20 protein-coding genes are annotated in these 23,433 nt (G+C 68.5%); 14 read left to right on the top strand and 6 right to left on the bottom strand.

Annotated features, from left to right (window positions below; genetic code table 11):
* Positions 1 to 138: 138 nt before the first annotated feature.
* From MX571_RS01965 to MX571_RS01920, 10 genes are all read left to right on the top strand, one after another.
* Positions 139 to 2,694, top strand: a complete 2,556-nt coding sequence (locus tag MX571_RS01965; RefSeq protein ID WP_247413916.1) for a methyl-accepting chemotaxis protein — start codon at positions 139 to 141, stop codon at positions 2,692 to 2,694.
* A 48-nt stretch (positions 2,695 to 2,742) separates the two neighbouring features.
* Positions 2,743 to 3,243, top strand: coding sequence for a chemotaxis protein CheW (locus MX571_RS01960; protein WP_247413915.1), 501 nt, complete (start codon positions 2,743 to 2,745; stop codon positions 3,241 to 3,243).
* Complete coding sequence (locus MX571_RS01955; protein ID WP_247413914.1) at positions 3,240 to 3,617, top strand: response regulator; 378 nt, start codon at positions 3,240 to 3,242, stop codon at positions 3,615 to 3,617. The genes MX571_RS01960 and MX571_RS01955 overlap by 4 nt, the downstream gene beginning before the upstream one ends.
* Before the next feature lie 52 nt (positions 3,618 to 3,669).
* Positions 3,670 to 7,632, top strand: coding sequence for an ATP-binding protein (locus MX571_RS01950; protein WP_247413913.1), 3,963 nt, complete (start codon positions 3,670 to 3,672; stop codon positions 7,630 to 7,632).
* Positions 7,629 to 8,273, top strand: a complete 645-nt coding sequence (locus MX571_RS01945; RefSeq protein WP_247413912.1) for a chemotaxis protein CheC — start codon at positions 7,629 to 7,631, stop codon at positions 8,271 to 8,273. The genes MX571_RS01950 and MX571_RS01945 overlap by 4 nt, the downstream gene beginning before the upstream one ends.
* Positions 8,270 to 9,541, top strand: coding sequence for a chemotaxis protein CheC (locus MX571_RS01940; RefSeq protein WP_247413911.1), 1,272 nt, complete (start codon positions 8,270 to 8,272; stop codon positions 9,539 to 9,541). Before MX571_RS01945 ends, MX571_RS01940 begins: the two co-directional genes overlap by 4 nt.
* A complete protein-coding gene (locus MX571_RS01935; protein WP_247413910.1) occupies positions 9,538 to 10,047 on the top strand; it encodes a chemotaxis protein CheD in 510 nt (169 codons plus the stop codon). Before MX571_RS01940 ends, MX571_RS01935 begins: the two co-directional genes overlap by 4 nt.
* Positions 10,048 to 10,053: 6 nt before the next feature.
* Complete coding sequence (locus MX571_RS01930) at positions 10,054 to 10,764, top strand: MinD/ParA family ATP-binding protein (protein WP_247413909.1); 711 nt, start codon at positions 10,054 to 10,056, stop codon at positions 10,762 to 10,764.
* A gap of 151 nt (positions 10,765 to 10,915) precedes the next feature.
* Entirely contained in the window at positions 10,916 to 12,181 is a 1,266-nt protein-coding gene (gene tuf / locus MX571_RS01925) for a translation elongation factor EF-1 subunit alpha (protein ID WP_247413908.1), read from the top strand.
* Between the two features lie 182 nt (positions 12,182 to 12,363).
* Positions 12,364 to 13,173 (top strand): manganese catalase family protein, encoded by an 810-nt coding sequence (locus MX571_RS01920; RefSeq protein WP_247413907.1) that lies wholly within the window; start codon positions 12,364 to 12,366, stop codon positions 13,171 to 13,173.
* Between the two features lie 47 nt (positions 13,174 to 13,220).
* Here MX571_RS01920 and MX571_RS01915 read toward each other — a convergent pair whose 3' ends face one another.
* From MX571_RS01915 to MX571_RS01900, 4 genes are all read right to left on the bottom strand, one after another.
* Complete coding sequence (locus MX571_RS01915; RefSeq protein ID WP_247413906.1) at positions 13,221 to 13,370, bottom strand: hypothetical protein; 150 nt, start codon at positions 13,368 to 13,370, stop codon at positions 13,221 to 13,223.
* Between the two features lie 97 nt (positions 13,371 to 13,467).
* A complete protein-coding gene (locus MX571_RS01910; RefSeq protein ID WP_247413905.1) occupies positions 13,468 to 15,084 on the bottom strand; it encodes a right-handed parallel beta-helix repeat-containing protein in 1,617 nt (538 codons plus the stop codon).
* Positions 15,085 to 15,209: 125 nt separating this feature from the next.
* Entirely contained in the window at positions 15,210 to 16,310 is a 1,101-nt protein-coding gene (locus tag MX571_RS01905; RefSeq protein ID WP_247413904.1) for a M24 family metallopeptidase, read from the bottom strand.
* A gap of 76 nt (positions 16,311 to 16,386) precedes the next feature.
* Positions 16,387 to 18,108 carry an alkaline phosphatase D family protein gene (locus MX571_RS01900; RefSeq protein ID WP_247413903.1) on the bottom strand — a complete coding sequence of 574 codons (1,722 nt, stop codon included), beginning with the start codon at positions 18,106 to 18,108 and terminating at the stop codon, positions 16,387 to 16,389.
* A gap of 91 nt (positions 18,109 to 18,199) precedes the next feature.
* Between MX571_RS01900 and MX571_RS01895 the strand changes: the two genes are divergently transcribed.
* Positions 18,200 to 18,532, top strand: a complete 333-nt coding sequence (locus tag MX571_RS01895; protein ID WP_379750725.1) for a HalOD1 output domain-containing protein — start codon at positions 18,200 to 18,202, stop codon at positions 18,530 to 18,532.
* 125 nt (positions 18,533 to 18,657) lie between these two features.
* Here MX571_RS01895 and MX571_RS01890 read toward each other — a convergent pair whose 3' ends face one another.
* On the bottom strand, positions 18,658 to 18,816 hold the full coding sequence (locus MX571_RS01890; RefSeq protein ID WP_247413901.1) for a hypothetical protein: 159 nt from the start codon (positions 18,814 to 18,816) through the stop codon (positions 18,658 to 18,660).
* A gap of 152 nt (positions 18,817 to 18,968) precedes the next feature.
* Positions 18,969 to 19,706: an HFX_2341 family transcriptional regulator domain-containing protein gene (locus MX571_RS01885; protein WP_247413900.1), complete on the bottom strand. Its 738-nt coding sequence runs from the start codon at positions 19,704 to 19,706 to the stop codon at positions 18,969 to 18,971.
* A gap of 170 nt (positions 19,707 to 19,876) precedes the next feature.
* Here MX571_RS01885 and MX571_RS01880 point away from each other — a divergent pair, with 170 nt between their 5' ends.
* Genes MX571_RS01880 through MX571_RS01870 form a run of 3 tightly spaced genes read left to right on the top strand, consistent with a single transcriptional unit; the run spans position 19,877 to position 23,382 of the window.
* Positions 19,877 to 20,806 carry a hypothetical protein gene (locus MX571_RS01880; RefSeq protein WP_247413899.1) on the top strand — a complete coding sequence of 310 codons (930 nt, stop codon included), beginning with the start codon at positions 19,877 to 19,879 and terminating at the stop codon, positions 20,804 to 20,806.
* 30 nt (positions 20,807 to 20,836) lie between these two features.
* Positions 20,837 to 21,961 (top strand): DegT/DnrJ/EryC1/StrS family aminotransferase, encoded by a 1,125-nt coding sequence (locus tag MX571_RS01875; RefSeq protein ID WP_247413898.1) that lies wholly within the window; start codon positions 20,837 to 20,839, stop codon positions 21,959 to 21,961.
* The gene (locus MX571_RS01870) at positions 21,958 to 23,382 is read left to right on the top strand and encodes an oligosaccharide flippase family protein (RefSeq protein WP_247413897.1); all 1,425 of its coding nucleotides are present in this window, start codon (positions 21,958 to 21,960) and stop codon (positions 23,380 to 23,382) included. Before MX571_RS01875 ends, MX571_RS01870 begins: the two co-directional genes overlap by 4 nt.
* Positions 23,383 to 23,433 lie beyond the last annotated feature (51 nt).

Below are 23,433 nucleotides of genomic sequence, written 5' to 3'. Positions count from 1 at the left end.
CACTCGACGGCCACCATTACTCTGCAGTGTTGCGGTTTAGTGGACTCTTACCGTGCTGATAGCTGCTCCATAATTCCGAAGCTCAGGACTTACATGATTTGGACAAAGTTTAAGAAGAAGTAAGTTTGAACTCCGGACATGTCGGGATCGCTCCGCTCGGTCGTTCCGGATTTCATCCGAAAGAGCTACGCCCGCAAGTTCGGGATCGTCCTACTGATACTAGGCATCTCCGTCGGACTTGTCGGTGTAGTCACGACCGCACAGATGCAGCAGCAGTTGAACACTGGTGCTGACGAACAGTACACAAGCTACGCCGCCAGCGAGGCACACAGTCTCGAAGCGTGGAACAGCAGGAACTCCGGGTTCGCACCCTCCATCGCACAGTCCGACGCTGTGCAGGACGGTGACGAAGTCGTCATCCAGCACTCACTGAACGGGTGGATGTCCCAGCTTCCGGAGGGGACCCACGGCATCCACTACGTCAACTACATCAGCAACGACGTCCGCGCGTCGACGAACGACGACTACGTGGACGAGTCGATGGGGGACATCGACGCGCCCTGGACCGACGACGGTCAGGTGTTCGCGGAGACCGCCTCCTACACCGGGTTCGGTGACGAGCAGTACGTCTCCGACCCGTACCTCGTGATGAACGGTGACCACGCGGTCCCGCTCGTCGCGTACGCGGCACCCATCGAGGGGCAGTCCAACTCGTTCATGATCGTCACGATTCGATTCGACAGCTACCAGTCGATTTCGGCCGGCGGCAACCAGTCCCAGTCCGACCTCGCGGTGGTCAGCGCGGACGGCAAGACCATCATGCGCTCTTCGAGTGAGCTCGGCGGCAGCTGGGTGCCGGGCAACCTCAACAGCGCCGAAGTCGAAGAACGAAGCCAGAGCGGCATCAACGCGACCGTCGGCAGCTCCGACGTCCCGGAGCCGTACCAGTCCGACAGCCTCGCCTTCTCCTCGTTCGAGGGTGAGTCGGGCCAGCTCGAGAGCCTCAAGCTGAACCCGCGCTCCGAGACCATCCGTATCGGTGAGGCTCCCGGTGCGTTCGGCGGGCTGCTCTCCAGTGGTGGGGAGATTCAGAGCTACGCCACGGTCGGCGACACGGGCTGGACCGTCGTCTCGACCACGCCGATGTCCGCCGCGTACTCGACGGACATCACGCAGTTCAGTCTGCTCGGTTCGGGTCTCGCAGTGCTGTTCATCGGTGTGTTCGGTGTCGTCCTCGGGACGACGTCCGCACGCTCCGTCAACCGCCTGCGCGGCAAGGCAGAGCAGATGGAGGAGGGTAACTTCGACGTCGACCTGTCCACCTCGCGCGTCGACGAGTACGGTCGTCTCTACCAGGGGTTCGCCTCGATGCGCGACCGTGTTCGGGAACAGATCGAACAGACCGAGGCCGCTCGCGCCGAGACGGAGGAGCTGAACACCCAGCTCGAACGGCGCGCGGACGAGTACAGCCAGGTCATGCAGGCGTGTGCAGAGGGTGACCTCACCCGCCGGATGGAACCCGCCGACGAGAGCCGTGCGATGGCCGACGTCGCGACGGAGTTCAACGACATGATCGACGAGATCGAGGCGACCGTCGACCGCCTGAAGGAGTTCAGCGGCGACGTGGCGACCTCGACCCAGCAGGTGGCGGCGAACGCGGAGATGATCTCCGAGGAGTCCGCCGACACCAGCGAGTCGCTCAACGACATCAGCGAGGACGCACGGAAACAGAGCGAGACGCTGCAGGAAGCGTCCGAGGACATGATCTCCCACCTGACGACCATCGAGGAGATCGCGGAGTCGTCCAACGACGTGGCGTCCATCGCACGCGAGACCGCGGAGACCGGCCGTGCCGGTCGTGAAGCGGCTCAGGACGCGATCACGTCCATGGAACAGATCGAGTCCCAGTCGACCGAGACGGTCGACGAGATGGAACGGCTCGAACAGGAAGTGGCCCAGGTCGACGAGCTCATCGAGTTCATCTCCGACGTCGCAGAGCAGACCAACATGCTCGCGCTGAACGCGAACATCGAGGCGTCGCGTGCGGGCGAGTCCGGCGAAGGGTTCGCCGTGGTCGCGAACGAGATCAAGAACCTGGCGGAGGAGACCCGTCAGACTGCGGGTGACATCGAGGACCGCCTCGAGCGCATCCGCGCCCAGACCGAACAGACGGTGGCGGAGGTCCGCGAGAACAGCGAACGTATCTCCGAGAACACCGGGTCCGTCGAGAACGCGGTCGACGCACTCGACGAGATTGCCGGGTACGCCCAGGAGACCAACGACGGTATCCAGGGCATCTCCGAGTCCACCGAAGAGCAGGCCGACTCGACCGAATCCATCGTGCGGACGGTGGACGAGGCGGCCTCGATCTCCGAGGAGACGACCGTCGAGTCCGAGTTCGTGGCGACGGCCGCGGAGACGCAGACGCAGGCGCTCCGGAACATGTCCGACGGTGCCGGTGACCTCGCGGAGCAGGCGACGCGCCTGAGCGACGCGCTGGACCGCTTCGAGACCGCCGACTCCGAGAGCGACGAGGTGTCGGTCGGCGACGCCGCGGACGCGGAGGACGCGGCCGACGCAGACGCGTCGGAAGTGGACGAGACCGAAGCCGCCGACGAGGCAGACGCTGCCTCCGAGGACGACCCGTCCGATCAGGACGCGGACGACGCGGTTCCTGCAGAACGGAGTGACTGAGATGCACGTCCAGAATCGTCGTTCGGTCGTCCACCGCGGGTGGTCAGCGTGAGCGAGGCCGAACAGGCCAGCCCGGCGGAGACCCGCGAGGTCGTCGAACTCGTCACCGTCGACGTCGGCCCGTCTCGATACGCGTTCGAGGTCGGTCGGGTCGCACAGGTGACGGACGTCCCGAACGTCACGCGACTGCCGCGGACGGTCGACCTCGTGAAAGGGCTCGCCAGCGTCGGCGGCGAGATGGTCTGCGTGCTCGACATGCGCACGGCCTTCGACCTGCCGCCGAGCGACGAGGACGGAAAGCTCCTGGTGCTCAAACGCGAGCACGAGGAGGCACAGCGTATCGGCGTCGTCATCGACGCCATCAGCGACATCGAACGGTTCCCGGTCGACGCGATAGAGCGACCGGAGGAACGACCGAGCGCCGTCGCCGGGCCGTGGGTCACGGCCGTGGTCGGTGCGGAGACAACTGCGGACGATGACGTTGCAGTCCTCGGCGTCGAGCGATTGGCAGCGAGCATCGACATCGAACAAGAGACTACGACACAATGAGCAGCAACACCATCGGCATCCTCATCGTCGACGACTCCGACTACATGCGGAGTCGCCTGAAGAACGTCCTCGACGACACGCGGTACTACATCGTCGACGAAGCACCCAACGGCGCGTGGGCGGTTCAGAAGTACAAGGAACACGCCGACGAGATCGACGTCATCCTCATGGACATCGTCATGCGGAAGGCGAACGGCGTCAAGGCGACGGCCGCCATCAAGCACATCGACCCGGACGCGCGCGTCCTGATGTGCACGTCGGTCGGCCAGCGCAAGAAGATGAAGCTCGCGGCCCGCGCGGGTGCGGACGGCTACGTCACGAAACCGTTCGACGACGACGACATCATCGAGGCAATCGACGGCGTCCTAGCATGAGTTACACCACGAGCATCGCTGTCGACCACCGCGGACGGGAGGAGCGCCGCGTATGACGGTCAGCGATGAGTTCGTCCGTGAGAGCACGTCCCAGCTCCGGGCGCTGAGCGACGGGCTCATCGCCATCGAACAGGCGCCCGAGGACGCGGCGGCGCTCGACGAAGCGTTCCGTACCGCTCACAGCCTGAAGGGTAACTGTGCGATGGCGGGCCTCGACGAAGCGAGCGCGGTCGCGCACGCGGTCGAGGACGTTCTCAGTGCGGTTCGAACCGGCGAGGCGCTCCCCGAACCGGACCTCATCGACGCGGCGCTGGACGGGACCGACACCATCGACGACCTGATCGCCGCCGCCAAGCAGGGCGAGACGGACGACGTCGACTACGAGGCGACCGTCGAGACGGTCCGCGAGACGCTCGCGGCCCGCAAGGAGGCGGACGCGGACGCGGCGCCGGTCGCTCGAGAACCGGTCGAGGAGTCGACCGACGATGACGACGCCGACCCGCCGGCCGACCTGGATTCGGACGTGCTCGACGCGCTCGACACCGCAGCCGAGTACGACGACCTCGACGAACTCCTCGCAGCGATGGACGAGGACACGGGTCTCGACGAGATTCCCGACCTCCCCGAGGCGAAGTCGCTCGGAAAGGGAGCCGACGCGGCACCGGCCGACGAGCCGGACGTCGCCCCCGAGGCGAACTCCGCCGTCGAGAGCGACCTGTCGTCGAGTGACGAGGAGTCACCTGACGAGGAATCGTTCGACGGTTCGGGTCCGTTCGCGGACCCGCCCCCGGCCGAGACTCACTCCTCCGTCGAGAGCGGCTTCGACGGCTCCGGTCCGTTCGCGGAACCGGAGGACGACGAGGAGGACGAGGACGAATCCGCGCGCGCTGGTACTGCGTCCGACGAGGACGACGACCCGTTCGCGTCGGTGCAGGCCGAGATAGCCGCCGAGGAGGCGGGCGACCTCGAGGAGCTCCAGGACGACATCGACGCGGTGACGTTCGGCGAGTTCGACGAGGACGACGACCTCTCCATCGACGAACTCATCGAAGGAGCCGAGACGCACGGAGACGACGTCGAGACTGCCGACTCCACGGACACCACCGAGTCGGAGTCGACCGTCGACACCGAGGACGCCACGGCGGCTCCCGAGGTCGACGACGGTGGCTTCCGGTTCGGCGAGGACCGCGGCGAGGCGACCGACGAGATGGACCTCGTCGACGCCGAGGAGCCTGCGGTCGAGGCGTCCGCGGCGACGGACGACGTCGACGACGGCTTCGGAACGCCGTTCGGAACGTCGGACGACGCCGAGGCGTCGCCGGAACCGACGAGCGGCTTCGACGGCTCCGGTCCGTTCGCTGACGCGGAGACCGACGACGAACCCGAACCCGCGACGGCGTCCACCGGTGCTGCGACCGACGAGGACGACGACCTGTTCGCGTCGGTGCAGGCCGAAGTGGCCACCGAGGAGGCAGCAGACCTCGAGGAGCTCCAGAACGACATCGACGCGGTGACGTTCGGCGAGTTCGACGAGGACGACGACCTCTCCATCAGCGAACTCATCGAGACCGAACCGGAGTCCGATGCGGAGACGTCGACTCGGCCCGATACCGCCACGGAAGACGTCGCCACGGAGGCGACCGTCGAGGAGGCCGTCACCGACGAGGAACCCGTCGCCGAGACGGCCGCCGAACCGTCGGTGCCGGTCGTACCGGACGACCTGTCCGCGGCCATCGTCGCCGTGGAGGGACCGGAACCGACCGTGCCCTCGGTCGCACCGGACGTTCCCGCGCACCCGGACGACCTCACGCCCGCCATCACGGCGGCGACGGAGTCGGTCGAGGTGCCCGACGTGCCGACCGAGTCGGCCGAGTCGACCGGCGACACGACCGACCAGGCGGCGACCGAGGACGTGGTCGACGCCGACGCGGCACCGGTCGACTACGAGGCGCTGGCCTGGGGCGAACTCCAGAGCCACGCCGCCGAGCGGTCGGTCTACAGACCCGGTATGACTCGGGCAGCGGTGGAAGCCGCGCTCGCGGCGCTCGACGACGGGTCCGACGTGGAGGCCGCCATCTCGGTGGCAGCCCACGTCGACGCCGAGGCGGCAGACGCCGCCGAGGACTCCGAGAACTCCGTCCCGGTAGACGAGTCGACTACCGACGACGCGGACCGGGCCACGGACGACCAGGCGTCGGTCGAGGACGCTCCGAGCACCCCCGAGGTGCCGGAGGTACCGACCGACCTCACGTCGGCGGTCACGGCCGCCGACGGCCCGGTCGACGTCCCCGACGTTCCGACCGACGCCCCCGCCGCCCCGCAAGTTCCGGACGACCTTCGGCCCGCGGTGGCTGCAGCGAGCGGCGACGTCGACGTTCCCGACGTTCCCGGCGAGGGCGACCTCGCTGAAGAGCCAGTAGACGAAGTGGCCGAGGAGCCAGCGGACGACCTCGCCGAGGTCGAGGTGCCGGACGATTCGGGTCTCGACACGGACGTCGAGGACCTGCTCGCCGACACCGAGGTCGACGACCTCTCCGAGGCGAAGATCGAGGAGGACGAACCGGAACCCGACGAGGAGATCGACGCACTGCTCGAGTCCTCCTTCGAGGAGCGAGAGACGGACGTCGAGTTCGCCCGCGACACCGCGACGGAGGCGTTCGAGAGCCGGTTCGGGGACATGTTCGGCGCGGAGGACGCGGTCGTCACCCAGATGGTCACGTCGCTCGCCGAGAGTTCCCGCGCGGACCTGTTCGCGGACCCGGCCGACGAGCGCGAGTCCGTGGCGGACGACCGCGTCCAGTCCATCACCGTGGACGTCGAGAACGCCGAGGCGCTGCTGTCGATGGTCGAGGAACTGACGGCGACGCGGTTCCGCCTGGAGTCGGCGCTCGAAGGCGCTCGCTCCGAGGAGACGGTCGACGCCCTCTCGGGGCTCCAGTCGGTCACCGCGAACCTGCGCGGGACGGTGATGAACCTGCGCCTGATGCCGTTCGAGACGGCCACTCGAGACCTCCAGCGCCTGGTGCGTGACACCGCCCGCGCCCAGGACAAGCGCGTCTCGCTCGACGTGAGCGGTCGCGAGGTCGGTCTCGACCGGTCGGTCATCGACAGCATCGGCGCACCGCTGGTCCACATCGTCCGGAACGCGGTCGACCACGGTATCGAGCCGCCGGAGGCTCGCGAAGCGGTCGGCAAGGACCCCCAGGGGTCGGTCGAGGTGCGTGCGGAGCGCGCCCGCGACGGTGTCGTCATCGAGATCGAGGACGACGGCCGCGGCATCGACGTCAACGCCGTGCGCCAGCGCGTCGTCGACAACGACATGCTGTCGGCCGAGGAGGCCGCCGACCTCTCTCCGGAGGAGCTGTATCCCTACGTGTTCGAGCCCGGCTTCTCGACCGCGGAGGAGGTCACCGACGTGAGCGGCCGTGGGGTCGGGATGGACGTGGTCGACCGCGTCACCTCCGACCTCGGCGGCAGCGTCACCGTCGAGAGCACCCCCGGCGAGGGGACCACGGTCCGCCTCCGGCTGCCCATCACGGTGGCGGTCGCGGAGGTCATGTTCGTCCAGTCGGGCGACGAGCGCTACGGCATCCCGATGACCGCAGTCGCGGAAGTCGAGGACCCGTCCGTAGTCGCCACCGACGAGGGCGAACGGCACGTCGTCGCCGGTACCGTGGGCGAGCGCGTGCCCGCTGGCACGGATAGCGTGCCTGCCGGCACGGACAGTGCGTCCGCAGATTCGGACGGCGAGTCCGCCGACGCGGACGCACGACTCCCGCTCGTTCGCCTCGCGGAGGCGTTCGACACGCCCGGCACGCACGACGAGACCGGCGTGGCGGTCCGTCTCCGTCCGGAGACGCGGCAGGCAGCACTGTACTGTGATCGGGTCGTGGAGACCCGTGAGGTCGTCATCCGCCCGTTCGAGGGCGCGCTCGGCGAGGTGCCGGGTCTCAGCGGCGCGACGCTGCTGGGTGACGGTGAACTGGTCAACATCATCGACGTAGCAACGATATGAGTAAAACGAGTAATCCCAGCCGAAGCGCACCAGGCCACCAGATCGACGTCGAGTCGCTGGCGGTCCTCAACCGCCTCGGCGACATCGGCATCGGTGGTATCGAACAGCGCCTCCAGCGCTTGAAGAACGACGCGAACGTCACCTCCGAGCAGGTCGCACACGGGTTCGCCCGCCAGGATCTGCTCGACGTGACGTTCTCGGGGAAAGAACGCGTCGGCGTCCGGATGCGCCTCCCCGGTGCACCGTTCGGGGACGCCCTCGTGCTGTTCCCGATGACGAGCGCGAACAACGCCGCTCGCCTCATGCTGGAGGACGTCATCGAGGAGGGCGAGGCGCCCTCGCACAAGATGGCCCGGAGCGCTATCACCGAACTCGGCGGTATGATCGCCGCCGGGTTCGTCGACGCGTGGGCGGACACCTTCGAACAGGAGATCGACCTCGGCGCGCCCTCGCCGGTCCAGGCGACCGAGCAGGCGCTGGTCAGCAAGGTGCTCGAAGAGGGCGACGACCTCGGGCTGTACGTCTCGTCGGCGGTACGACTCCCGGCGTACGACATCAGCCTCGACGTCCTCCTGTTCCCGAAGAACGCGGTGTTGATCCAGATCCTCGAACGCATCGACGTCCAGCGAGTCCGACCATGATGCTGGACGTGGAGGCGCTGGGGACCTTCTACGAGATGGCTCGTGAAGGCGCGGAGCTCGCCGCCGGCCGACTGACGCCGATGACGGAGATCCAGACCCGCGTCGGTGTGACGCGCCTCGACTTCACGACCGGTCCGGCCATCCGCGCCGAACTGGACGACGGCGTGCGGAAGGTCGGCATCCACGTCGAACTGTCGGGCGGCGTCGAAGGGACGTCGCTCCTGCTGTTCGACGAGGAGAGCGCCCGCGAGGTCGCGGCGACGCTCACCGAGGGGATGGAGCAGAACCTGACCCAGAGCGCGGTCGCCGAAGTGAGCCAGATCATGAACAGCGGGTTCGTCGACGGCTGGGCGGACGTCCTCCAGACGGAGATCGACGTCTCGGCCCCCGAGTACGTCGACGGGCGGACGCCCGACGCGTTCCTCGACGCCGACGACATCGCGCCGGAGAACGAACTGGCGCTGGTGTTCCGCAGCCAGATCGAGGCCGTCGGGACCGAGTTCGCGTTCAAACACTACTTCATGCCCGAACGCGACTCCGTCGAGGAGCTGTTCGAGCGCCGGAAGTCCGGCTACTCGCTGGAGTACGAGAAGCTCGTCGGCTTCGACCGGATGGCCCACCGCGGTGCGGAGACCGTCGCGGAGAACCTGACGAAGATGACCGGTATCGACATGGACGTCGACATCCGGCGCATCAACTTCGTCTCGCTCGACGCCATCCCGGAGGACATCCCGGCGGAACCGCAGGTCAGCGTCGCGTTCAGCTTCGACGGCCTGCCGTCGGGCTACCTGCTGTTCCTGTTCAGCGAGCGCTCGGCCAATCAGCTCGTCGAGGCGACGGTCGGCGAGTCGTCCGACGGTGCGGGACTCAGTCCGATGGGGCAGGACGCGGTCCAGGAGCTGTCGAACATCATGGCGTCGGGGATGCTCGACGGGTGGGCGAACCTGCTCGAGACGACTATCGACCACTCGACGCCGACGTTCGCCCACGACATGGGCGCGGCCGTCGTCGACCCCCTCATCGTCGGCCTCTCCGAGGGCCAGGAGTTCGCGTTCGTCTTCGACACGCGACTGAAGGCCGTCGACACCGAGTTCGACCTCGACATCTACGCGATTCCGGACGAGACGGACCTCGAACGGGCGCTCGAACGGCTCGACGTGACCGACGTCGAGACGGTCGAGGTGCAGGCGGAGTTCGCCGCCGCCCAGGGCGGCCCGAACTCGGACGACCTGCAGGAGATCGGCGAGATCGAGGAGGTGGACCTGTGAAGACGTACTCGTCGAGTGCCGAGGAGGCTCCCGGCCCCGACCGCATCCTCGTCGGCGTCTCGAACTACGTCGTCGGGGAGAGCGAACAGACGCTCGTCGCCTACGGTCTGGGGGCGTGTGTCTCGGTCGTCCTCTACGACGAGTCGGAGGGCGTCGGCGGGTTGACCCACGCGATGCTGCCGAACCAGCCGGCGGACAGCGGGAACCCCGGAAAGTACGTCGACGCGGCAGTCGAGGCGCTCCTGCGCGACATGATCGCCGCGGGCTCCGGTCTCGGCGATATCGAGGCGTACGTCGTCGGCGGGGCGACCATCTTCGAACTCCGCGACCTCGCCACCGGGGCGGGCGAACGGAACGTCGAGGCGGCCCGCGACCAGCTCGACTCGCTCGACGTACCGGTCGTCGCCGAGGCGGTCGGCGGTGACGTCGGTCGGACGGTCGAACTAGACCTGACGACCGGCCGCGTCACCGTCTCCACCGCGGACGGCGAGACGGAGGAGCTGTAGCGCGAGATGGGGGGCGACGGACGCGTCTACACCGTCACCAGCGCGAAGGGGGGCGTCGGGAAGTCGACGACGGCGGCCAACCTCGCCGCCATGTTCGGCGCCAGCGACCGCACAGCGGTCGTCGTCGACGCGGACCTCGCGACGCCGTCGCTCACCTCACATCTCGGCAGTTCCGCTACTCCATCGATACACGACGTCCTCGCCGACGAGGCCGACGTGCTCGACGCCGTCGTCGAGCACGCTGGCTTCGACGTCCTCCCCGGAACGCCCGGCGCAGCGGCGTTCGCGGGCGTCGACATCGCTCGTCTTCGACCGGCCGTCGGGACGCTCCGCGAGGAGTACGACGTCGTCGTCGTCGACGGCGGGCCGGGGTTGAGCCACGACACGCTCCTGCCGATGGAGCTAGCCGACCGCGTACTGCTGGCGACGACGCCCGACGAGGCGTCGGTCGACGCAGCGGCCACGACCGCGGAGGTCGCTGACCGCGTCGACGCCTCCGTCCAGGGCTGTGTCGTCACGAAGGTCAGCGACCGCGACGAGTTACAGGCCGTCAGACAGGGGCTCGACGTCCCCATCGCGGCGGCGATTCCCCGCGACTCGGCCGTCCCGCGCAGTCAGACGCTCGGCAAACCGGTCGTCCTCGCAGCACCGTCGGCCCCGTCCGCGAAGGCGTACTGGAACCTCGCCGGGCGACAACCGGACGTAGGGCGCGAGTAGCCGACCGTCGACCGACCGCCAGACTGCGGGCGGTTCTTCGGTACCGAACTGGTCCGGGTGTGGGAACGTGTCGCTCTCCTGCACAACCGTTTTTGCCGTTCCTCGGTAACTATAGCCAACCCAGCGCGCCGCGGGCGCGCGAGGCATCATCATGGCAGACAAACCGCACCAGAATCTGGCCGTCATCGGCCACGTGGACCACGGGAAGAGCACGCTCGTCGGTCGCCTGCTGTTCGAGACGGGGAACGTCCCCGAGCACGTCATCGAGCAGTACCGCGAGGAGGCCGAGGAGAAGGGGAAGGGCGGGTTCGAGTTCGCCTACGTCATGGACAACCTCGCCGAGGAGCGCGAGCGCGGGGTCACCATCGACATCGCCCACCAGCGCTTCGACACGGACGAGTACTACTTCACCATCGTCGACACGCCGGGTCACCGCGACTTCGTGAAGAACATGATTACGGGCGCGTCCCAGGCCGACCACGCGGTACTGGTGGTCGCCGCGGACGACGGCGTCGCGCCCCAGACCCGCGAGCACGTCTTCCTGGCGCGGACGCTCGGCATCGGCGAACTTATCGTCGCCATCAACAAGATGGACCTCGTCGACTACAGCCAGGACACCTACGACGAGGTGAAGGCCGACGTCCAGAACCTGCTCAAACAGGTCCGATTCCGCTCGGAGGACGCGAGCTTCATCCCGTGTTCGGCGTTCGAGGGCGACAACATCGCCGAGCGCACGGGCAACATGGAGTGGTACGACGGCCCCATCGTGCTGGAGGCGCTCAACGACCTCCCCGAACCGCAACCGCCGACGGACGCGCCGCTCCGGCTGCCGATTCAGGACGTCTACACCATCTCGGGCATCGGGACGGTCCCGGTCGGCCGCGTCGAGACGGGGATGTTGAACGTCGGTGACAACGTCTCGTTCCAGCCCAGCGACGTCTCGGGGGAGGTCAAGACCATCGAGATGCACCACGAGGAGGTGCCGGAGGCCGGTCCCGGTGACAACGTCGGGTTCAACGTGCGCGGCATCGGCAAGGACGACATCCGCCGCGGCGACGTCTGCGGTCCCGCGGACGACCCGCCCAGCGTGGCGGAGACGTTCCAGGCGCAGATCGTCGTCATGCAGCACCCGAGCGTCATCACCGCTGGCTACACGCCGGTCATCCACGCCCACACGGCGCAGGTCGCCTGCACGTTCGAGTCGCTCGACCAGAAGATCGACCCGGCGTCGGGCGAGGTCGACGAGGAGAACCCCGACTTCATCAAGTCCGGCGACGCGGCCATCGTGACGCTGCGACCGCAGAAGCCGCTCAGCATCGAGCCGTCCGGGGAGATCGCCGAACTCGGGAGCTTCGCCATCCGCGACATGGGCCAGACCATCGCCGCAGGCAAGGTCCTGAGCGTCGACGAGCGCTGAGGAGACATTCCGTTTTCCGGACCGTTCGACGACGGTTGAGTGGTGACGCTGCCTCTGACTGCCGTTCATGGTGGGTTGGCGGGTGCAAGCACCATCTCGAAATAGTATCAAATATCCGGTAAGTTCCGCGGGTTCGCGCGGCTTCTTGTCGGTCACGGACCTCCGTTCCGACGAGACGAACCATGTTCTACCACGAAGACACGCTCCAGTACGAGGTCGAGGTCGAGGAACCGGACCCGCAGTTCGCGAAGATGCTCCAGCAGGCGGTCGGCGGGGCCGAGGGAGAGATGCGCGTCGCACTCCAGTACATGTTCCAGGCGTTCGCCGTCCCCCGTGAGCACGAGGAGTACCGAACGCTCCTGATGGAGACGGCCGTCGAGGAACTGGGCCACATCGAGATGCTGGCGACGGCCATCACGAAGAACCTCGAGGGCGCGCCCGAGGAGGCCCGCGAGGCCGCCCGCGAGGACGCCGTCATCGACGCGATGATGAGCCACGGCCAGCCCCGACAGGCGCTGTCGTCGGGACTCCACGCGATGCCCGTCGACAGCAACGGCGTCCCGTTCACGGGCAACTACATCGTCGCCAGCGGCAACCTCGCGGCGGACATGTACGCCAACATCATGGCCGAGTCGACGGGCCGACTGCTCGCGACGCGACTGTACGAGATGACCGACGACCCCGGCATGGAGGACATGCTGTCGTACATGATCGCTCGCGACACGATGCACCAGAACCAGTGGCACGCGGCGGTCGACTCGCTGGGCGAGCACCTGCCCGTCCCGGCGAGCTTCCCGCAGGAGAAGGAGAACCAGGACTACAGCTACACGTTCATGTCCACGTTCGACGAGGAGCGACCCGACCCGGAGACGCCCTGGACCCAGGGCGAGTCACCGGACGGGAAGGGGCGCTTCGACTACGGCCGCCAGCCCGGCAACGGCTTCGCGGACGTCGAGGCGATGATCGAGGAGATGCACAACGAGGTCAACTGAGGGCCTGGGAGGGTCGTCCAGTCGTCGAAACGGCAGTTCTCCGTCGTTCAGAGCACTCGCCGCGAGAGCAGCAGGATGCCCACCACGAGCAGTCCGATGCCCCAGTACAGCGAGTCGTAAGGCATTGCGATGAGCGCGATCGTGACGATTCCGGAGGTGAGCAGCGACCAGCCGAGCGTGTCGGTGAGTCCAGACATGGTAGACGGGACGCTCTCCTGACGGGTTAGTGTGTGGCCTGCCGCTCGTCACTGGTCGCGAGAAGAGGACGGTCGTCGGTTCGAGTGACCTACCGGACTACGTCGACGCCGACTCGCTGTCGTTCGTCGGGAGCGAGACGGTCAGTTCGTGCTGACCGGGTCCGAACGTCCCGCTCGCGGCGTCGACGAGCACCTGCTCGCTGGCGGTCGCGCGACTCCACTCGGAGCCGGGCTTCTCGTAGCTGGCGAGCGTCAGGTCGAGGGCACAGCCCTCCTCGACGGTGAACTGGACGGTCACGCTGTCTTCGGTGACGTCGACCGAGTCCACGGCGACGCAGGCGGCGGTGTCGTCGGCTATCGTCGAGGGACTCCCGGACCGCTCGACGGCCGTCTCGTCGCTCCCGTGCAGGAAGTGAATCAGGCGCGACTGGTCGCTGTAGAACCCGTCACCGGCGGGAGCACCGAACTGCTCGATGGCCGGCCCCTCGACGAAGTCGACCTGATAGTACGCGGATTCGGGTTCCGGTTCGACCGGTGCGTCGTCGCCGCTCACCGGGTCGAAGCGGACGTTCGAGACGCCGGGCGTCTCGCCCTCGGAGACGGCGTCACCGGACCCGTTCGCCAGCGCCCCCGTCACCGGGTCGGCGAACGGCGCGTCGCTGTCGTTGGCGGGCGCACTCGACGGGCCGGAGGCGTCGCCCCAGTCGTTGTTCCGGGCGTCGAGGACCGCGTCGCCCGATTCGTAGACCGTGACGCCGTACTCGGCGTTCCCGTCGATGAGGTTCCCGCGCAGTTGCATGTCGTCGTTGACGTACCCTGCCGCGACCCCGACGCCGTTGTCGGTGATTGTGTTGTTCTCTACGAGGAGGTCACCGAGCATCGTCGACGGTGCGGCGATGCTGATGCCGACGCCGTTGTCGTGGACGTCGTTCCCGACGATGTGGCCCGACGAGAGGAACTCGATCCCTGCCGAGGCGTTCGTCACGACGTTGTTCCGGACGGTGATGCCGCTGACACCCTCGGACGTGCTGATGCCATCCTTCCCGCCAGCGTCGATGACGTTCCCGGCGACGAGGATGTCGTCGCTATCGCCCGGCGTCGACTGGATGTCCACGACGCCGTAACTGCGCGACTGCTCCATCTCGAACACGTTGTCGACGATGCGAGCACCGACGATGGACTCGAGGATACGGACGCCCTGCGTACCGTCGAACGTGTTGTTCGCGATGTGGATGTCGCGCGAGTCCTCGTCGACGTAGAATCCGCCACCGCCGAGACGACTGTCGACGACTGTGACGTTTCGGAAGAACAGCCCCCGTATCCCGTCGTCGAGGTCGACCGACGAGAGCGACAGGTCGCGGACGCCCCGGACCGTAATCACGTGCTCGGCGTGCAGGTCACGAAGGTCGACGTCGGCGACGCTCGACTCACCCAGTGAGTCACCCCCGACGTCGACGGTCCCGTCGACCGTGTGACCAGCACCGTCGATGGAGACGTTGTCGGTCCCGATTATCAGACAGGGACTCCCGTCGGTCGTCGGGCCGATGTCGTCCCCGAGGACGTACTCGCCCGGATTCGTGATGACGGTACACTCCGTTATCGTCGTCGCCTGGGCGCTGGTCGAGGCGGCCGACGGCTGGACGGTTCCGGCGACGCCACCCGTGGCGACGACGACGACGAGCAGGCAGGCGAGAAGAGCGGCGCGTGTGGGCATAGTACGCACTACTCCTCGACCTGTCGAACCTTCGTTAGTTCCTGACGCTCTCTCGGTAATTGTCTCCTATTCGGAACGGTTCGACGGGACGATCCACCCGACGTCATCGTCGGGAGCGGCGTCGCCTAACACCGCCACCCCCGGTCGGTGTGGTTCAGACGCTCACAGCCGTCGCCCGTGACGACGACGAGGTCCTCGATGCGGACGCCGAACTCGCCGGGGAGGTAGACGCCGGGTTCGACGGAGAACACCATCCCCGGTTCGAGTTCGCGGTCGTTGCCGGCCACGACGTACGGTTCCTCGTGGACGTCGAGGCCGACGCCGTGACCCGTCCGGTGGACGAACTGCTCGCCGTAGCCCGCGTCCTCGATGACCTCACGGGCCGTCGCGTTGACGGCCTCGCAGGTGACCCCCGGCGCGACGGCGTCGACGGCCGCCTGCTGCGCCTCCCGAACCACCTCGTGGACCGCCTCGAACCCCTCGGGCGGGTCACCGGCGAAGACGACCGTCCGTGTCTGGTCGCTCGGGTAGTGGTCGAGGTAGGCTCCGAAGTCGAGGACGACGGGGTCGCCGCGCTCGATTCGCCGGTCGCCGTGGGTGTGGTGGGGCATCGCGCCGTTCGGTCCCGAGGCCGTGTGGACCTCGAAGGAGACCTCCTCGCCGCCCGCGTCCACCAGGGCGCGTTCGACGGTCCGAGCCAGTTCGCGTTCGGTCGTGCCGACGGCGTCTGCACCGAGCGCTCGCACCTCCTCGACGGCCGCGTCGGCCACCGCGCCCGCCCGCCGGAGCGCGTCGAGTTCGGCCTCGTCCTTCCGGACTCGGAGCGGTGCGAGCACCTCGCTGGCGAGGCCCGTCTCGGCGTCGTGGACCGCCGCGAGGTCCTGCGTGAACCGGGCGTGCATCGTGTCGTCGACGAGCAGTCGGTCGCCTAGGTCGAGGTCCGCGACGACGCTCGCGAGCTGCTCGCGCGGGTCCTCGTCGTCGTCCCACGTCCGCACGTCCGCGACCCACGACGTCTCGCGGACCTGCTCGCCGTAGAGGGACGGGACGAGGAACGTCGGGTCGCCGTCCCGAGGGACGAACAGCAGCAGGTGGCGCTCGCCGGGGTGTTCGGCGAACCCGCTCAGGTAGAACAGGTTGTGGCTGGGGAACAGCACGAGGTCCGCGTCGGCGTCGCGGAGGCGCTCCTGGGCGCGTCGGGTGCGCTCCTCGAAGACGGTGGTCATGTCGTGCGGTTCCGCGGGATAGCGGTTAAGTCGTGCGGACGTCGCCCTCTCGCGGCGGTCGACGCGATGGTCCGGTTCAGTTCTCGCCGACGCGTCGGCGGCGGTCCTCGGTCACGTCCTGCAACTGGACCCGGCCGTCGGGGACGCGCATCGCTATCAGCAGTTCCCGGTCGGGGTCCTCGGGGTCCTCCTTGTCGACGGCGTAGCCGAGGTAGGTGCAGTCGTCGCGGGTGAATTCGACGACGGAGTAGCCCCAGCGGTGGGCGTTGAGGTACTCCAGATGTGGGTTCATCAGGTCGGAGAGTCCGGTCAGTATCGGTTCGGTGAGGCGGGCGCGGAGGCCACGCGAGAGCCCGAGCGCCTCGGCGACGTTGAGGCTGGTCGTCGGCGGGGCCATGAACTCGACGCCGAGGCGTTCGCCGGGGTCGTCGCCGAGGACGGCGTACTCGGTCTGTTTGTACCCCGCGAGGAAGGCGTGCATGTCGCCGGTGAGCGTCACGAGGTTCCGCGGCGGGTCGGCCGCGATGGCCCGGCTGACGGCCCGTCGCTCGCGGGTGTAGCCGTCCCAGCCACCCTGGACCGGGAACAGCGACGCCCGGCCGAAGCCCAACCGGTACGGGATGGTGAGCACCTCGTCGGCCCACACCGACCACCGGGCGGTGTCGTCGGTGAGTCGGTCGACCAGCCACTCGCGCTGTGGGCCGCCGAGCATCGTCCGGTCGGCCGGTTCCTGCTCGGGGTCGATAGCGCCGCGTGTCGGCAGCGTCTCGCGGGGCGGCGAGCGGTAGAGGCGCTCGTCGGTGAGCGTCAGGTCGACGAGGTCTCCGAACTGCAGCGACCGCCAGAGCTGGAACCGCTCGTGGAGGTGGTCGGCGTCGGGGTCGTACTGGAGGCGGGCGGGCATGTACTCCCACCAGGCGTGGAGGGCGTCGGCGACGAGGTTCGTCATGAACTCGGGGTCGTCGCCCCTCGGGTGGTCGCCGGCCGGAGCGCCCGTCTCGGGGTCCCAGTGGACGTCGTTGACGAGTTCGTGGTCGTCCCACGCCGGGACGAACGTGTGGCGCTCCTGCAACCGCTGGAGGTGTTCGTCCTCGCGGTAGGCCCGGTAGATCGCGCGGTAGTCCGTCAGGTCCCGGACCCGGTCGGTCCCGTTCGGGAGCGAGAGGTCCCGGTCGGGGTACTCGCGACTCCCGAGGCCCGTGAAGCAGTCCGTGCAGGACTCGTAGACGAAGTCGCCGACGTGGAGGACGAAGTCGACGTCCTCCTCGGCGACGTGCGAGAGCGCGCCGTAGTAGCCGAGGACGTAGTTCTGACAGGCCAGCACGGCGAGACGGAGCGAGTCGAGCGAGGCGTCGGGGGCGGGGAGCGTCCGACAGCGCCCGGTCCGGGAGGCGACGCCGTCGTGGACGAAGCGGTAGTGGTAGCGGGAGTCGGGGTCGAGGTGACCGTCGAGGTCGATCTTCAGCGTGTGGTCGTGGGTCGCGACGCGGTCGGCGTCGTCGACGACGCCCCGGTAGACGACGTCGTCGAAGTCGGGGTCGTGGGCCACTTCGACGCCCACCCCGACCTCCGGGTCGAACGCGTCGGGTGCGAGGCGGGTCCAGAGGATGACGCCCGTCGGCGTCGGGCCGCCGCTGGCGACGGACTGGGGGAACACGTCGTCCGCATCGGCGTCGTCGGCGACGAAGGGGTGGTCGACGGTCGTCGCCGACTCGGCGAACGCGAGGTCGTCGCCAGCGAGCATCGAGGCGAGTCGGTCGTGGCTCGCGTCCGCCCCGCGACCCCCGTTCGCGTCCATTGACTGCCTCTATCGACCGGACAGACGAACACCTTACGATGCGCGGCCCGACCGAAATCGTGTGATGTGATATTGTTCACCGTGGTAGTCGATGACTGTATCCGTTGACTTTATGTTCCTGTTGTCCTGCAGGTCGGGTATGCCTCAGGGGACCGGAGCATTTCCACCGAGTGTGGCCGTTATCGAAGCGGTGGCCACGAGGGAAGAGATCGAACCGATGGACCTGGAACCACCGCTCAACGACGTCATCGACCCGGACGCGCTCGACGCGCTCTGCCGTGGTGAGTCGATGAACGGGTTCGTCGTGTTCTCGTACTGCGGGTACACGGTGACCGTCGACGCCGACGGGAGTATCGAGGTCGAGGAGCAGCCGTTCGACGCCGCGACGACCCGACAGTCGTCGCCGACGGCCGTCTCGGAGTAACGCCTTCTGGGGGAGACGCTTCATCGCGGAGAACACACCGACGAGCGTGCGGTGCGGCGCACGAAGTGCGCCGCGCGGATGGAGGGCCGAAGCGCACGCGGTCAGGGGGGCCGCGGCGTCCACACTCACTCGCTGGGAGTGACTGACTTCGCCGCGCGGCGTGCGAGCGAACTCGCACTGTCGGCGACGCCCTCGTAGCGTGCCGACTCGGTTCCGTCGACGGTGCGGACCGTGGTCCGCGCCGCCGACGGCCGCCTCGTGGCGGGGTGCCCGGTGTCGGGCACCGAGTGAATCATCCGTCCAACCTGTATTCAATACTATCTCATTAGTAACGCAACGAAGGATAGTACGAGTACTCTCGATACTCCCGAAACTATCGATACTATCGATAGTACTGTCACCCACGCCGAGGGCAGCGTTCCCGAGAAACGAGCGCTCAGAGCTTGTGTCTGAACGCTCGGAGCGCGTCGTGGCCGGTGTCGGTCAGCGTCACCTGCTTGCGCCGCCCGACCTGTTCGACGTCGATGTAGCCGTCCTCGACGAGCGGTTCGACGACGTTGGCGTTCAGCAGCGCGAACTTCGCCTTGTCGTTGGCCGGTTCGTTCTCCGCGATGAACGACAGTTCGGCCGCCTCGGCGTACTCGATGAGGTCCTTCTTCTTGGCCGTCCGCTGGTCGGTGTTGGTCTCCGCGAGGAACTCCATCGTCGCCACCTGGTCGCGCGTCGGTGCCTCGATGGGGTAGGAGGGGAGCACCTCGTCGCCCGCGTAGCCGTAGCTCTGGCGCTCCTCCCGGTCGGCGTGGGCGTACCCCTCGGGGTGGACGTAGTACGGCGTCGCGTCCGTGCACATGCAGGCGATGGCCGCGCCGACCGCCGACAGCTTCGACCCGCTGGAGACGTTCACCCGGACGATGTCCTCGGGGTGGTCGGCCGCGACGGTCGTCACCGCCCCCAGCACGTCGTAGATGTCCATCAGGTCGACCGTCTGCGACCGCACCTCCGCCTCCTCGCGGAGTTCGGCCTTCAGGTCGTCGTGGTAGTCGACGCGCTCATTCGGGGGACCGTCGTGTTCGAGCAGGTAGACCACGTCCACGCCGTACTCCCGAATCGGGCCGATGATGCGGTCGTACTCGTAGCCCAGGGGGACGATGTGGACCTCGCTGATGACGTGCATTGCCGGGCGTTCGAGCGCTATCGCTTAGCGTTTCCCCCACAGCGCCCGGCGATGCACCGACCGCACCCCCGACCGCGACCCGTCGAGGCGACCGACGACCGTCCGCCGGAACTGAGCGTCGAACCGGACGGTCGCCGGGGTTCATCCGCCTCGCTCGCCTCGCTTCGGGCATGTGGGAGTTCGACGGTCCGGACCCCGGAACGTGGGAGCGGGCGTCGGTGCCCGTCTCCGGCACCCTGTACGACGTCTCCGACAGCGCGAACGGCCCCGTCGTCGTCGGCGCGGGCGGCGTCGTCCTGGGTCGGAACAGCGAGGGCTGGGGCGTCGTCGTCGAGGACGGCCCCGCCGCCCGCGGCCGGACGCTCTATACCGTGGCCGCGACGGCCGACGGGAAGCGCGTCTGGTTCGCGGGCGCAGGCGGTGCGCTCGGGTCGCTCGACCTGACGACCGGCGAGCGGAGCGACCGCTCCCGGCCGAACGGGCTGGAGGGTGCGCTCGTCGCGCTCTGCGTCGCGGGCCCGCGCGGCGAGGAGAAACTGCTCGTCGGCGACCAGTCGGGGAACGTCGTCCCCGGGTCGGTCGGCGAGGACGATGTCGACTGGGACCGGGCCACCACGCCGACGGGCGGGACGGCGCTCGCGGCTCTCGCCGCGGACGGACCGCTCGGCTACGGCGTCGACGGCGACGGCGACGTCTGGCGGACGACCGCCGACGGCTGGGAGCGCATCGGCATCGACGACGCGGACGGCACGCTCACGAGCGTCGCCGCCCGCGAGGGCCGCCTGCTCGTCGGCGGGTCGAACGGCCGGGTGTACGCCTGCGACGACCACTGGGTCCCGTTCGACGTCGGCGGGGGCACGGTCCGGTCGGTCGACCACCGCGCCGACGGGGGCGCTGGCGGTGACGACGCCGAGGGAGAACTGCTCGCCGGCGGCGACGGCGCGCTCCTGTCGGTCGGCCGCGACGGCGACTGGACGACCGTCGACGTCGACGGTGACGCCGCCATCCGGGGGGTCGCGCTCACCGACCCCGCCGTCGCCGTCGGTTCGGGCGGGTTCCTCCTGGAACGGACTGCAACGGGCGACGAAAGTTCGCAATAACGAAAGCCCGGGCGGGCGTCTCCCCCGGCAATGAACTGGTCGCTCGCCGCCACACAGGCGTCCCGCGAGCCGTCCCTTCCCCTCCTCGACCGCGTCGCTCCCGTCCCGAGCGTCGCCGACGTCCTCGCGGACGCTCCCGGCGACCACCACTACACCGGGTCCGGGAAGGCCGCGATGCGGGTGGTGCTCGACGCACTCGACGCCGACGCGGGGGAGAACGTCGTCCTCCCCGCGGCGGTACCCCACGGGTTCGTGGAACCGCTGCGGGAACGCGGCGTCGAACCGCGCTACCACCGCGTCACGCCGGCCCTCGGCGCGGACCTCGACCACCTCGCGGCGCGACTCGACGACGACACGGTCGCCGTGGTGCTCGTCCACTACTTCGGGTTCGCCAGCCCCGACGCCGACGCGATACGGGAGGTGGCCGCCGAGGCGGACGTCCCCGTCGTCGAGGACAACTCACACGCTGCGCTCAGCGCGCCCGAGGACCGACTGCTCGGCACCGGGAGCGGGTTCGGCTTCACGAGCCTCCACAAGACCCTGCCCGTCCCGGACGGTGCGGTGCTGTTCACCGGCGGGTCGCGGTCGGCCGTTAGTGACGTCGACCACCCGCTACTCGGCGTCGCCGACCGGCCGTCGGTAGACGACGCGCGGTTCGTCGCGGGAAAGGTCGCCGCTCGGCTTTCAGATACGTCGCGTCTCTCTCGTCTCTCGGCGCTCTCGCGCCTCGGAGACGGCTCGCTGCTATCGGCAGACGCGGACCGGACGCCAATCCCGTACGAGTCGATGCGGACCTACGAGGCAGCGAAACACCCGATGTCGTGGCTGACGGCACACCAGCTGCCCCTCCTCTCGCCGGCGTCCGTCGTCGCGCCGCGCCGCGAGAGCTACGAGCGCTGGACGACGGCGCTCGACGCGTCGCCCCTGTACGACCTCGACCCGGGGGTCTGCCCGTGGATGTTCCCCGTCGTGGTCGACGACGCACCGACGCTCGCCCGGGCGGTGTCGGGAGCGTTCGCGTGGCCGCGACTCCCCCGCGACGTGGCTGGTCAGGGTGACGCCTACCCCGTCGCCAACGACCTCGCGCGGACGCTGCTCGCGCTCCCGGTCGACCGGCCCGACCAGGTCCCCGCGCTGGCGAGCGTGGTCGGATGAGCGTCTCGCGGTCCTCGCTGAAGCTGTTCGCCGGGAGCGTCGGGACGACGCTCATGACGTTCCTCGCGCTGGCGTACTTCGCGCGGGAACTCGGCAGCGCGCAACTGGGCGTGTTCTTCCTGTTCCAGGCCGCGCTGTCGATGCTGGTGATGGGCGCGGACCTCGGCATCGGCACGGCCGTCGAGAAGCGCATCAGCGCGGGGGAGGGGATGAGCGTCTTCTGGTCGGGTGCCGCCCTCGTCGCCGGACTCGCCGGGACGCTCGCGCTCGGCGTCGTCCTCCTCCGGGGGGTCGTCTCGGGCTACCTCGGTGCCGACCTCGCGCTCCTGCTCGCCGTCGCACTCACTCTCATGGCCGCCCGTCGCCTCCTCGACGCCGCGCTCCGCGGGTCGTTGCGAGCGGGTGAACTGGCGGGGCTCTCGGTGCTCAGACTCGGCGTGCAGTACGGGCTGGCGGCCGCCCTCGTCTGGAACGGGATGGACGTCTACGCGCTCGTGTTCGGACTGCTCGCGGGGCTGGCCGCGGCGAACTCCTGGGCGGTGGTGAAGCTCCGACCGGCGTTCGCCCGCCCGACCCGGAGCGACGCCCGGTCGCTGCTCGGCTACGCGAAGTACAACGCCATCCCGAGCGTCGGTCTGGAGGTCCACAACTGGATGGACGTGCTGATAATCGGCGTGTTCCTGACGCAGAGCGACGTGGGTGCCTACGAGATCGCGTGGCGCGTCGCGGGCGTGACGACGCTCCTCGCCGGGTCCATCGGCGTCGCCATCATGCCGCAGGCGAGCGCGTGGGACGCCGAGGGGTCGACCGACCGCGTCGGCGAACTGGTGAGCGCGGCGTTCACCCCGGCGCTGGTGTTCGTCCTCCCGGCCGTCGCGGGCGTGGCGGTCCTGGGCGAGGACATCCTCGGCCTGCTGTTCGGGCCGGAGTTCACGTCCGCGAGCCTCGTCCTCGTCGTCCTCGTCGCCGGGAAGACTCCGGAAGCGGTCCAGATGGTCGTCGGGAGGACGTTGCTCGGCCTCGACCGGCCGGACCTCGTCGCCCGCGCGACGGTGGTCTCGCTCGTCTGCAACCTCCTCCTGAACGTGACGCTCGTCCTCTGGCTGGGGCTCGTCGGCGCGGCCCTGGCGACGACGCTCTCGTTCACCGTCGGGACGGCGCTGCGCGTCCACTACCTCGGGACGTTCGTCCCGCTGAGCATCCCCCTCGACGAACTCGTCTGGTGCGGCGTCGCCGCCGCCGTGATGGGTGGCGTCCTCGCCGTGCTCCACGGGTTCGTCGTCGTCCAATCCCTCACTGTTCTGGTCGGTTTCGTGGTGTTAGGAGCGGTCATATACGGCCTCCTCGTCCTGGCACACGGCTCCTTGCGTGGCACGCTCTTCGGCTACGTCCGCTCGTTCCTCCCGAACGCCGCGTTCTGACAGTGTGACGGGCGTCGGACTCCTTCAGCCGCGAAGGAGTGTCCGTATAAG

The organism is Halomarina salina (genome assembly GCF_023074835.1).
GTDB lineage: Archaea > Halobacteriota > Halobacteria > Halobacteriales > Haloarculaceae > Halomarina > Halomarina salina.
Note: the sequence above shows the minus strand (reverse complement) of the source record. Positions and strands in the feature narration are given on the sequence as shown.

Coding starts and splice junctions, on each gene's coding strand:
- MX571_RS01965 (WP_247413916.1), top strand. CDS start 139: ATGTCGGGATCGCTCCGCTCGGTCGTTCCGGATTTCATCCGAAAGAGC.
- MX571_RS01955 (WP_247413914.1), top strand. CDS start 3,240: ATGAGCAGCAACACCATCGGCATCCTCATCGTCGACGACTCCGACTAC.
- MX571_RS01950 (WP_247413913.1), top strand. CDS start 3,670: ATGACGGTCAGCGATGAGTTCGTCCGTGAGAGCACGTCCCAGCTCCGG.
- MX571_RS01945 (WP_247413912.1), top strand. CDS start 7,629: ATGAGTAAAACGAGTAATCCCAGCCGAAGCGCACCAGGCCACCAGATC.
- MX571_RS01940 (WP_247413911.1), top strand. CDS start 8,270: ATGATGCTGGACGTGGAGGCGCTGGGGACCTTCTACGAGATGGCTCGT.
- MX571_RS01930 (WP_247413909.1), top strand. CDS start 10,054: ATGGGGGGCGACGGACGCGTCTACACCGTCACCAGCGCGAAGGGGGGC.
- tuf (WP_247413908.1), top strand. CDS start 10,916: ATGGCAGACAAACCGCACCAGAATCTGGCCGTCATCGGCCACGTGGAC.
- MX571_RS01920 (WP_247413907.1), top strand. CDS start 12,364: ATGTTCTACCACGAAGACACGCTCCAGTACGAGGTCGAGGTCGAGGAA.
- MX571_RS01915 (WP_247413906.1), bottom strand. CDS start 13,370: ATGTCTGGACTCACCGACACGCTCGGCTGGTCGCTGCTCACCTCCGGA.
- MX571_RS01910 (WP_247413905.1), bottom strand. CDS start 15,084: ATGCCCACACGCGCCGCTCTTCTCGCCTGCCTGCTCGTCGTCGTCGTC.
- MX571_RS01905 (WP_247413904.1), bottom strand. CDS start 16,310: ATGACCACCGTCTTCGAGGAGCGCACCCGACGCGCCCAGGAGCGCCTC.
- MX571_RS01900 (WP_247413903.1), bottom strand. CDS start 18,108: ATGGACGCGAACGGGGGTCGCGGGGCGGACGCGAGCCACGACCGACTC.
- MX571_RS01895 (WP_379750725.1), top strand. CDS start 18,200: ATGACTGTATCCGTTGACTTTATGTTCCTGTTGTCCTGCAGGTCGGGT.
- MX571_RS01885 (WP_247413900.1), bottom strand. CDS start 19,706: ATGCACGTCATCAGCGAGGTCCACATCGTCCCCCTGGGCTACGAGTAC.
- MX571_RS01880 (WP_247413899.1), top strand. CDS start 19,877: ATGTGGGAGTTCGACGGTCCGGACCCCGGAACGTGGGAGCGGGCGTCG.
- MX571_RS01875 (WP_247413898.1), top strand. CDS start 20,837: ATGAACTGGTCGCTCGCCGCCACACAGGCGTCCCGCGAGCCGTCCCTT.
- MX571_RS01870 (WP_247413897.1), top strand. CDS start 21,958: ATGAGCGTCTCGCGGTCCTCGCTGAAGCTGTTCGCCGGGAGCGTCGGG.